We start from the raw sequence: 10510 nt of genomic DNA on the forward strand, positions 1-10510 counted from the left end.
TAAAAACAAATCCGATGAAAAAACTACTCTTCACACTAGCACTTATAACACAGTTGTCCTTTGCACAAGACAAACAAGCTATCAACACCATGCTAGACAATTGGCACAAAGCAGCGGCCGACGTTCAGTTTGACAACTACTTCAGTTACCTAACTGACGATGCCATCTACATAGGAACCGATGCCACAGAAAACTGGAATAAAAAACAATTTCAGGCTTTCGCAAAGCCTTATTTTGATAAAGGTAGCGCTTGGAGTTTCACAGCATTAGAAAGAAACATCTACTTCTCAAAAGATGGAAAAATGGCATGGTTTGACGAACTTTTAAACACCCAAATGAAAATCTGCAGAGGTTCTGGTGTATTAGTAAAAGTAAAAAACACTTGGAAAATAAAGCACTATGTTTTGTCCATGACGATTCCAAACGACAACTCAGATGAAGTCACAAAAACAAAGGCGCCAATAGAAGATGCGCTGATTGAAAAACTAAAAACTAAAGTTCCTTAATTGGAACTTTTTTTATGCCCAACAAAACCAAAGCTTTTTTATTCTCGTACATGACTCTATAAACAAATCAAGAACGTCATGAAAATTAACAAGAAAGTAAAAATCGCTCTACTCAGTCTTCTGGGAATCGGACTATTATTTTTTGCAATATTAGTCTATCACATAGCTAATGCTAGACCTATTGAAAATGCAACCATCCAAATCAGTCGAATCGATTTTGACAAACCATTTGATTCCATCGGAACAGTTGAAATAAAAGAAAAACTACACGCTATTAAAGGTGTAAAAAGTGACATTATTGTTAAAAATAATGTAGTGGTCTACTTTCACGACAACACCATAGCCAACTCAGAAAAGGTGTACAACGAATTAATGAGCAAAGGAAATTATAAAGCAGAACGTTTTGTTTTACCAGCCAATCTTACCAACAAGCAAGTGTGTCCAGTAATCAAGAAAGACGGTTTGAGTTATAAGTTTACCAAATTAGTACAATCAATTTTTTAATTAATCTTTAAATATAAATGCTATGACTAAATTTTCAAAACTTGCACTTTGTGCATTGGTAATTGGAGCATCAGTGTTCACATCTTGTAGTGATGATGATGAAACACCAGCAGCTCCAGAAAAACCATCAATCTACGCTAGATTAGGTGGAACAACAATGGTAGCCGATCCAGACAATCCCGGACAAATGATTGAGCAAGGTCGTTTGAGCTACAGAAAAGTGGTAAATTCAACAGTTGGACTAATCGTTGCTGATGTTCAAAGTGGTGCTTCTGGTAACTTAGGAGCGCATTTTTCTCCAGTATTAACAGAAGTTGGTGCAGGAAACACAACTAATTTAGCCATTCTAGTAGACAACTTAACCGATTTCTTCTCGTTCAACACAGGAGGAACAAACCCAGTAAATACTTATTCAGGTCTTGACATGGTTAATGCTCATAATCCAGCAACCAATCCAAGAATGGGTGTAAAATCTACTAATGCAAACTACGACAAATTTGTTGGTTATGTAGGAGCAGCTGCCGTTGCCAACGGTGTGCCGGCTAACTCAGAATTATTCGCTGATGTTGTTGTTGTATTAGAATCTCTAAGAGCTCCGATTGTTCAACAATAGGATTTTTTTGTTTAGAGTTGAGCGCTACCTTGTTCTTGGGGTAGCGCTTTTTTTATCTATTATTTTTGCTTTTTCAAGTTTTCCAACATTTCAACTGTCATGTTCTCTATGTTGAAATCGTTACTCCAACCCCAATCTTCTCTTGCAGAAGTATCATCAATAGAAGCAGGCCAACTGTCAGCAATCTTCTGACGGAAATCTGGATTGTAATCTATAGTAAAATTTGGATAGTGTTTTTTAATCTCTTCAGCAATCTCTTTTGGAGTAAAACTCATCGCCGATAAATTATAAGAAGAACGAATTTTAATCTTTTCAGCATCGGCTTGCATAATGCTAACAGTTGCTTTAATAGCATCATCCATATACATCATAGGCAAAGCAGTATCTTCTGAAAGAAACGAAGTGAAAGAACCTTTTTCAATGGCTTTGTGATAAATATCTACCGCATAATCTGTAGTTCCACCACCTGGTTCAGTTGTCCAACTTATTAATCCTGGATAACGAATACTTCTTACATCAACGCCATATTGATGGTGGTAATATTCACACCAACGCTCGCCAGTTTGTTTAGAAATTCCGTAAACCGTTGTTGGTTCCATGATGGTATATTGTGGCGTATTATTTCTTGGAGTAGTTGGTCCGAAAACCGCAATACTTGAAGGCCAAAATATCTTCTTTATTTTTCCAGCTTTCGCCAAATTCAATACGTGAAATAGTGAGTTCATATTCAAATCCCAAGCAAAAGCAGGATTCTTCTCAGCTGTAGCAGAAAGTAAAGCCGCCATTAAATAAACATCGGTAATCTGATATTGCTCAATCAAATGCTCAATCTGATTATAATCTAAAGCATTAACAACTTCAAAAATGCCATTGTTGACAATATCATTATTCAATTTTCGAATATCCGAAGCAATCACGTTGTCATTTCCGTAAATACTTCTTAATTTGGTGGTTAACTCGGTACCTATTTGTCCACAAGCGCCGATTATTAATATTTTAGTAGTCATAGTTTGTTTGTTTGTACTACAAAGATAACGTTTTCGTTAGAATCATGAATAACATTTTATTTGAAAAACAATTACTAAACATTTATAAAACCTTTCACAAAATCTCTAAAACAAAACTCCTACTTTTGTACTTTTGTAATCAAACCCATTATTCTTCTAATGAAGTTATCATCGATATATCTAGTTTTCTTTATGTTAGTATTGGCATCGTGTCAAAACGATAACACTACACTAATTATTGAACAACAGAAAGAAGCTAAGAAAAAAGAAGTTATTTTCAACAACATCAACCGCGGATGGGTTTTCAATATTGCACCTGTAGAACCTATAACGCAAAGCCGCATCAATAGTTGGATGGAATGGCGTAACTTTCTAACAGAAATCAATCAAAAACCAAAAAGTACCATTGGCGCTTTTCAGAAAAAATCGAAAGCTCTTTCTGTAAAAGTTATGGACTTAAACAACAATATTCCATTAGAATTCAATAAGCCACAAGTTAAAGCCAGAATCGCAGTTGTAACAACCAAAATAAAATCGTTGGATTTATTCATTCACCTAAACCAAATTCCAGACGCAAAAGTTGTAAAGCTTGTTGGTGAAATAAATATGGAAGTAGAATACCTTCAATTACAAATGGAAGAAATTGTAAAAAGAAGTCTTATACCAAGAGAAGATGGCGAACCAGATATTTTGAGTATGAAAGACTCAACAAGAGCTGTTCCATCGACAAACATTGATCCCGATTTAGAATAATTTTGAGTAAAAATAACGTCATTTCTGTCTATCAAAAGTCGGCAAAAGTCCAACTTTTATCTAATGCTTTAGAGCAACGTGATTCCAAAATAAACGCAAAAGGTTTATTGGGTTCGGCGTTGTCTTTTGTAATTCAATCTACTTTTGAAAAAGCAGAATTACCTTTTCTTTTGTTATTTAGTGATAAAGAAGAAGCGGCTTATTACCTCAACGATTTAGAGCAACTCATCAACGATCGAGATGTTTTGTTTTATCCAGGTTCTTATCGTCGTCCTTATCAAATTGACGAAACTGATAATGCCAATATTCTGCTTAGAGCTGAAGTTTTAAACAGAATCAATTCGCGTAAAAAACCAGCTATAATTGTTTCCTACGCCGAAGCCATTTTTGAAAAAGTAGTTACCAAAAAAGACCTTGATAAAAACACCTTAAAAATTTCGGTAAACGATAAAATTGCAATTGATTTCATTAATGAAGTACTTTTTGAATACAATTTCAAAAGAGTAGATTTTGTCACAGAACCAGGAGAATTCTCTGTTCGTGGTGGAATTGTAGATGTTTTTTCTTTTTCAAATGATAATCCGTACAGAATAGAGTTTTTCGGAAACGAAGTAGATTCCATCAGAAGTTTTGATGTTGAAACACAATTGTCTATTGAAAAACTGAAGAAAATCTCCATTATTCCCAATGTAGAAAACAAATTCTTCGAAGAAAACAGAGAAAGTTTCTTAGACTACATCGACCAGAAAACGGTGCTTTTCATTCAGAATACTGATTTGCTTTGCCATCAATTAGACAAACTTTTTGCGAAAGCAACAGAAGTATTTGCCAAATTAGATGCAACCATAAAACATCTTGAACCTAAAGATTTATTTCTTAATCAAGAGCAATTTTTAAAGAAAGCTTTGAACTTTTCTGTAGTAGAATTGAGCAATGCGCCAACGTATAAAATTGATAAAACGATTGAATTCCATATTCAACCGCAACCTTCCTTCAATAAGCAATTTGATTTATTGATGAACAACTTGGCAGAAAATCATTTCAACGGAATTAAGAATTATTTGTTTTGTTCCAATGAAAATCAAGCCAATCGTTTTCATGATATTTTTGAAGACATTGATGAAGAAAATCATGAAAGCGTTCGCAAGCAATACAAAACCGTTGTTTTTCCATTATTTCAAGGATTTATTGATGAAGAAAACCAAATAGCATGTTACACCGACCATCAAATATTTGAACGTTACCACAAATTCAATATTAAAAATGGTTATTCTAAAAAGCAAACCATAACTCTAAAAGAACTGACTTCCTTGACGGTAGGCGATTATGTAACGCACATCGATCACGGAATTGGAAAGTTTGGTGGATTGCAAAAAATTCAGGTAGAAGGTAAAACACAAGAAGCTATAAAATTAGTTTACGCCGATAATGACATCGTTTATGTAAGTATTCATTCGCTGCATAAAATCTCTAAATACAACGGAAAAGACGGCGCACCACCAAAGATTTACAAACTAGGAAGTGGCGCTTGGAAAGCCTTAAAACAAAAAACAAAAGCACGAGTAAAACATATTGCCTTCAATTTAATTCAGCTTTATGCAAAGCGAAGATTAGAAAAAGGATTTGCTTGCGCACCAGATAGTTATTTACAAAAAGAGTTGGAAAGTTCGTTCATTTATGAAGATACACCCGACCAAATTACAGCAACTCAAGACGTAAAAGCCGACATGGAAACCGACAGACCAATGGATAGATTAGTCTGTGGTGATGTTGGTTTTGGTAAAACTGAAGTTGCCATTAGAGCTGCATTTAAGGCGGTTGACAACGGAAAACAAGTGGCTGTTTTGGTTCCAACAACAATTTTGGCTTACCAACATTATAGAACTTTTTCTGAACGATTGAAAGACATGCCGGTTTCTGTAAATTATTTAAATCGTTTTAGAACCGCCAAAGAAAGAACCGAAACCATTAAAAATCTAGGTGAAGGAAGAGTTGACATCATCATTGGAACACATCAATTGGTAAACAAAGATGTAAAATTCAAAGATTTAGGATTACTGATTATTGACGAAGAACAAAAATTTGGAGTAAACGTAAAAGATAAACTCAAAACGATTTCGGCCAATGTGGATACGTTGACTTTAACGGCGACTCCAATTCCGAGAACGTTGCAGTTTTCATTGATGGCTGCTCGTGATTTATCGGTCATTACAACGCCTCCACCAAACAGATATCCTATTGAAACGCATGTGGTTCGTTTTCACGAAGAGTTAATTCGCGATGCTATTTCGTATGAAATTCAAAGAAACGGTCAAGTGTTCTTTATCAACAACAGAATTGAAAACATCAAAGAAGTTGCCGGAATGATTCAGCGATTAGTTCCAGATGCAAGAGTTGGAATTGGTCACGGACAATTAGACGGTAAAAAACTAGAAGAATTAATGTTGGCTTTCATGAATGGCGAATTTGATGTTTTAGTAGCCACAACGATTATAGAAAGTGGATTGGATGTACCCAATGCGAATACGATTTTCATTAATAATGCGAATAATTTTGGTTTATCCGATTTGCATCAAATGCGTGGTCGTGTGGGAAGAAGTAATAAAAAAGCGTTTTGTTATTTCATCACGCCACCCTATTCTGCCATGACCGATGATGCTAGAAAACGTATTCATGCTTTAGAACAATTTTCAGAATTAGGAAGTGGATTTAACATTGCCATGAAAGATTTAGAAATTCGTGGTGCTGGAGATTTATTAGGTGGCGAACAAAGTGGATTCATCAACGACATCGGATTTGATACCTATCAAAAAATCATGAACGAAGCCATTGAGGAGTTGAAAGAAAACGAATTCAAAGATTTGTATCCAACAGAAAACGACATCGAAACCAAAGAATACGTAAAAGATTTACAAATCGACACCGATTTTGAATTGCTTTTCCCTGATGAATATATCAATAACATTACAGAACGTTTGAACTTATACAACGAATTGAGTTTGATTAAAAACGAAGAAGCATTACAAGTATTCGAACAAAAATTAATTGACCGATTTGGAGCCTTGCCAAAAGAAGCTAATGCCTTACTAAACAGCATCCGAATTAAATGGAAAGCAACTGCTATCGGAATCGAAAAATTAGTAATGAAACAAGGAAAAATGGTAGGTTATTTTGTAGGCGACCAACAAAGTGATTTCTACCAATCAAATCGTTTTATGAAAATGGTTCAGTTTGTTCAAATGAACAGCAGCCTATGCAAAATGAAAGAAAAAGAGACCAAAAACGGACTGCGTTTATTGTTGACTTTTGAAAATGTAAAAAGCATAAATAAGGCACTTGAATTAATGAATAGAATATAAAATAAAAAGCCATCTAAATTAGATGGCTTTTTATTTATTCTAAAGATATTGTTATCTTCTTAGTACTTTGAAATTAGCTTCTTTATCGCCATCAAACTTCAACTTGAAGAAATAAGTTCCTTGAGCAAAAGCTGAAATATCGACATTAGTTGTAGTTTCATTCAAGTTTTTATCTAGCAATAATTGTCCAGTAACATTATAAACTTGAATTTGATTGATAGCTGTTTTTGAATTGATTGTAACCTTTCCATTAGATGGATTTGGATAATAATTGAAATCAATATAGTTGTTGCTATTTGTATTTAAATTTGGTGAACAAGATATTGTCGCAATAAATCCTGTATCAATTACACCTTGGTCAGAATAAAACCTAACGGTTAAAGAACCATCTGTTGCAGAAGAAACAAACGGACCAGGAATAGTTGTTCCTGTAGAACCACCAGGATTCATTAATGGTGCCGCGGTTGAATTTCCATCATAAACATATAAATAATCATAATCTACCTCAAGTGAAAATGCTGAGAATGTCAGTACTATATTGTTATTAGCAACATCTGGAATAATGGTTCTAACAACAGTTTCCATATTGGTATAATTACCTGTTGGACCGCCAGAATCTGTAAATTGTATTCCATTACAGAAATTGGCAGCAGTTACAAAAATTAATCGTCTTCCTCCGATTTCAAGACCAGCTGTGCAACTTGGGCTTATTTCTGCTACATAGTATGAATTAGGGTTTAAACCATTTACTACATAATTATTTGTGGTTACAGTAATCCAACTACCTGGAGTTGCTCCAAAAGGATACACTCTAACTTTCCAGGCTGTAAAAGTTCCAGAATCAATCCAACTTATTGTTGCTGTATCCATTCCAATATTATTAATAGAAACAGATGAAATAGTGTTGATACAAGTGTTTATACAATCTGTACTTAAACAAGGACCATTATTTATAGCGTTTAAAATAGCATTTCGTGGTTGTAACCCAAATCCGTTACTAAAATTTACTCCAACGCCACTTATCAAATGGCAATAGCTCATTACAGTTCCTTTTACTGTTGTTGATGGAATAGGTGCTTGCGGACAATTGCCTTCACTAAAACCTGCTTGCTGACCGCAACCGTCGATAGCTGTATTATTTCCATTCCATGCGCAAGCATGGGTATGTCTTGAACCTAATAAGTGACCAAACTCATGACTAATTACTTGAATGGTCCAAGAGTAAGTTGGAATATTCTCAACAGTAATAGTATCTATATCTGAATAACTAAAATTATTTTGAGAACATAACCCATTTATGCCAACTGCAACTCCACCTAAACCACCTGGGTCATTTCCTAATAATTGTCCTAAATCTCCATCAAAAACTGGCCGAACTTCATTAAACTTATACAAATAATCCACTGAGGATGTACCTATTCCTTCATAAGGATCTTGAGTTGTCCAAATAAACATTGATTTCAATGATATTGTAATGTCATCTGCATTATACAACGATTGAACATTATTAAAAACCGAAGTCATCCAATTAGTAGTTGTTGCAGTATCACTACCATTTAACTGAAATAAATTGTAATCAATTTCAAAATACATGGTAACACATTTTAAACTATTTACTTCTCTATTTGCAATTGTTGGTTCATCGTTATGAAGTGATTCATCATCTTTATAGGAACATTCAAAACCACTCCCTATCTGCATTTTGGAATCGGAATAAACGATATAGTCATTAACATTATTAATTTTGTCTAGTTTTCCAATTACTAAATTATTTAATTCAATATTGGATGCAACTCCATTTAGTTCATTGGGAAAGAAATTGAAAGATGCAACAGAATTGTAATCACCTTTGACAATTCCACGATAGTGAACTCCTTTTTCATAAGCTATATTTTTTGCTTTATCGGTATCAACATGAAAACCTTCTGCAAATAAATTTACTTTGTATAAATCTAATTTTACAATTGACCCATTGTAAGGAAAAGACAATTCTATAAATTCATATTTATTAGCAACAATATCGTTAACAACAGTAGTTTTAATTGTTGCTAATGTGGCATCCGTGACAACTTTATTTATGTTTCCATCTGGCTTGTCATTTGAGGCTGTTAAAACCGTAAAAGGTCTAAAAACAACTCTAGATGCTTCTAATTCTTGAATCTTTTTTGCAACTTCATTCTGTGCAAACAAGAAAACAAAACTAAACAATGAGGCAATTGTAAAGATTTTTTTCATAGTATTTATGGTAAAGTCATATGGTAAAGTTAATAAAAATGTAATTAGTATCTAATTACGACAAAATAAATATGTGTTTTTTATAAATTGTTTAATCTTAGAAGTAAAAAAAAGCGTCTTCCAAATGTTCTATCTTCAACTCGTTGTCTTCTTTATAAACCGAAATAATATCAAATCGAACTTCTAAATCTAAATCATTGGAAATCAAATATTCATTTACGGCTTTGACCAAAAGTTGGATTTTTTTAGGCTTCACAAAATCTTGAGGCAAACCAAATTCTAGAGACGAGCGTGTTTTAACCTCAACAATGGCAAGGGTGTTTTCTTTTTGAGCAATGATGTCGATTTCGGCTTTTTGGAACGTCCAATTAGTTTCAAGAATATCGTAGCCATTCTGTTGCAGAAAGTCTACAGCTAATTCTTCTCCTAGTTTTCCTAAATCGTTGTGTTCTGCCATTTTTCAGATTGTTGGATTTTTTAGACTATTGGATTGTTGAATTTCTTTGAATGCTTTTTCTAAAAATCTAATAATCCAAAAATCTAACCATCTATTCAAAAACCACTTTACTCTCTATATCGTTCACTTCCATTGTAACTTGCTTTCCAAAAATCAGAGCACGATTATCTGCCATGTGGCCAGCAGGAAAATTATAAATGACAGGAATATTGTAATTTTTAGTCACATCCTGAATAATTTCTAGTGCATTTTTTCCCCAAGGAATTTCGTTGTCTTTCATTTTAGTCATTCCGCCAACAATGATTCCTTTCAAACTTTCTAAACAACCATTGCGTTTTAAATTCATCATCATTCTATCGATATGATATAAATATTCATCTAAATCTTCAATAAAAAGAATTTTATCAGAACAATCTATAGCCGATGGCGAACCAAATAAACTGTATAAAATAGATAGATTTCCTCCAACTAATTCACCTTTGGCTGTTCCGTATTTATTCATAAATTCACATGGGACAGTATATTCAATAGGTTCACCAAACAAAGCTTTTCTTAAAGTCTCTTTTGCTTCTTCACTCGCTTTAGAACTTACAGGCATAATTCCGTGAATTGATGCATAACCCATAGTATTCAAATGACTGTGTAAAACGGTAACATCACTAAAGCCAACTATCCATTTTGGAGATTGCTTAAATTTTGTGAAATCTAATAAATCGATCATTCTCACAGTTCCATAACCGCCACGAACACACCAAATGGCTTTGATGTTTGGATTGTCTAATTGTTCTTGAAAATCGGCCGCTCTTTGCTCATCAGTTCCAGCTAATTGGTTATTGTCTAAACCAATTGTAGAGCCAACAACCACTTCTAAACCCCAATTTTTCAACCACGAAATGGCTGGTTTTAGATTGTCTTCAATGTTTTTACGAGCTGTTGCTACAATTGCAACCGTATCGCCTTTTTTTAAATTAGGTGGAAATATCATCTTTTTTTGAGCTTGAATGTTTGAAACAAATAAAATTGTAACGATTAAAATACTAATTACTTTCTTCATTAAAGTTTAAAATCTTTAGGCA

At 33.8% G+C, this 10510-nt stretch carries 9 protein-coding genes; 5 read left to right on the top strand and 4 right to left on the bottom strand.

Annotated features, from left to right (window positions below; genetic code table 11):
* Positions 1-14 precede the first annotated feature (14 nt).
* The 3 genes from ACIQ06_RS02485 to ACIQ06_RS02495 all read left to right on the top strand — a co-directional run bounded on the left by ACIQ06_RS02485 (position 15) and on the right by ACIQ06_RS02495 (position 1623).
* Positions 15-506: a nuclear transport factor 2 family protein gene (locus tag ACIQ06_RS02485; protein WP_396143723.1), complete on the top strand. Its 492-nt coding sequence runs from the start codon at positions 15-17 to the stop codon at positions 504-506.
* 78 nt (positions 507-584) lie between these two features.
* A complete protein-coding gene (locus ACIQ06_RS02490) occupies positions 585-1010 on the top strand; it encodes a hypothetical protein (RefSeq protein WP_396143724.1) in 426 nt (141 codons plus the stop codon).
* A 22-nt stretch (positions 1011-1032) separates the two neighbouring features.
* Positions 1033-1623, top strand: coding sequence for a hypothetical protein (locus tag ACIQ06_RS02495; protein ID WP_396143725.1), 591 nt, complete (start codon positions 1033-1035; stop codon positions 1621-1623).
* Positions 1624-1682: 59 nt separating this feature from the next.
* Here ACIQ06_RS02495 and ACIQ06_RS02500 read toward each other — a convergent pair whose 3' ends face one another.
* Entirely contained in the window at positions 1683-2630 is a 948-nt protein-coding gene (locus ACIQ06_RS02500; protein ID WP_396143726.1) for an L-threonine 3-dehydrogenase, read from the bottom strand.
* Positions 2631-2789: 159 nt separating this feature from the next.
* Here ACIQ06_RS02500 and ACIQ06_RS02505 point away from each other — a divergent pair, with 159 nt between their 5' ends.
* The gene (locus ACIQ06_RS02505) at positions 2790-3383 is read left to right on the top strand and encodes a hypothetical protein (RefSeq protein ID WP_344815921.1); all 594 of its coding nucleotides are present in this window, start codon (positions 2790-2792) and stop codon (positions 3381-3383) included.
* A gap of 20 nt (positions 3384-3403) precedes the next feature.
* Positions 3404-6742 carry a transcription-repair coupling factor gene (gene mfd / locus ACIQ06_RS02510; RefSeq protein ID WP_396143729.1) on the top strand — a complete coding sequence of 1113 codons (3339 nt, stop codon included), beginning with the start codon at positions 3404-3406 and terminating at the stop codon, positions 6740-6742.
* Positions 6743-6793: 51 nt separating this feature from the next.
* Here the strand turns inward: mfd and ACIQ06_RS02515 are convergent, their stop codons facing one another.
* The 3 genes from ACIQ06_RS02515 to ACIQ06_RS02525 form a co-directional block, all read right to left on the bottom strand.
* Positions 6794-8977, bottom strand: a complete 2184-nt coding sequence (locus ACIQ06_RS02515) for a M12 family metallo-peptidase (protein ID WP_396143727.1) — start codon at positions 8975-8977, stop codon at positions 6794-6796.
* A 97-nt stretch (positions 8978-9074) separates the two neighbouring features.
* Positions 9075-9434 carry a YraN family protein gene (locus ACIQ06_RS02520; protein WP_344815918.1) on the bottom strand — a complete coding sequence of 120 codons (360 nt, stop codon included), beginning with the start codon at positions 9432-9434 and terminating at the stop codon, positions 9075-9077.
* A gap of 91 nt (positions 9435-9525) precedes the next feature.
* Positions 9526-10419, bottom strand: coding sequence for an LD-carboxypeptidase (locus ACIQ06_RS02525; RefSeq protein ID WP_396143730.1), 894 nt, complete (start codon positions 10417-10419; stop codon positions 9526-9528).
* Positions 10420-10510: the final 91 nt, after the last annotated feature.

It is taken from the genome of Flavobacterium sp. (assembly GCF_044341265.1).
Taxonomy (GTDB): domain Bacteria; phylum Bacteroidota; class Bacteroidia; order Flavobacteriales; family Flavobacteriaceae; genus Flavobacterium.

What these genes read in the sequence shown, in the direction of transcription:
- ACIQ06_RS02500 (WP_396143726.1), bottom strand. Translation starts at nt 2,630, where the DNA reads ATGACTACTAAAATATTAATAATCGGCGCTTGTGGACAAATAGGTACC.
- ACIQ06_RS02520 (WP_344815918.1), bottom strand. Translation starts at nt 9,434, where the DNA reads ATGGCAGAACACAACGATTTAGGAAAACTAGGAGAAGAATTAGCTGTA.
- ACIQ06_RS02505 (WP_344815921.1), top strand. Translation starts at nt 2,790, where the DNA reads ATGAAGTTATCATCGATATATCTAGTTTTCTTTATGTTAGTATTGGCA.
- ACIQ06_RS02495 (WP_396143725.1), top strand. Translation starts at nt 1,033, where the DNA reads ATGACTAAATTTTCAAAACTTGCACTTTGTGCATTGGTAATTGGAGCA.
- ACIQ06_RS02485 (WP_396143723.1), top strand. Translation starts at nt 15, where the DNA reads ATGAAAAAACTACTCTTCACACTAGCACTTATAACACAGTTGTCCTTT.
- ACIQ06_RS02490 (WP_396143724.1), top strand. Translation starts at nt 585, where the DNA reads ATGAAAATTAACAAGAAAGTAAAAATCGCTCTACTCAGTCTTCTGGGA.
- ACIQ06_RS02525 (WP_396143730.1), bottom strand. Translation starts at nt 10,419, where the DNA reads ATGATATTTCCACCTAATTTAAAAAAAGGCGATACGGTTGCAATTGTA.
- ACIQ06_RS02515 (WP_396143727.1), bottom strand. Translation starts at nt 8,977, where the DNA reads ATGAAAAAAATCTTTACAATTGCCTCATTGTTTAGTTTTGTTTTCTTG.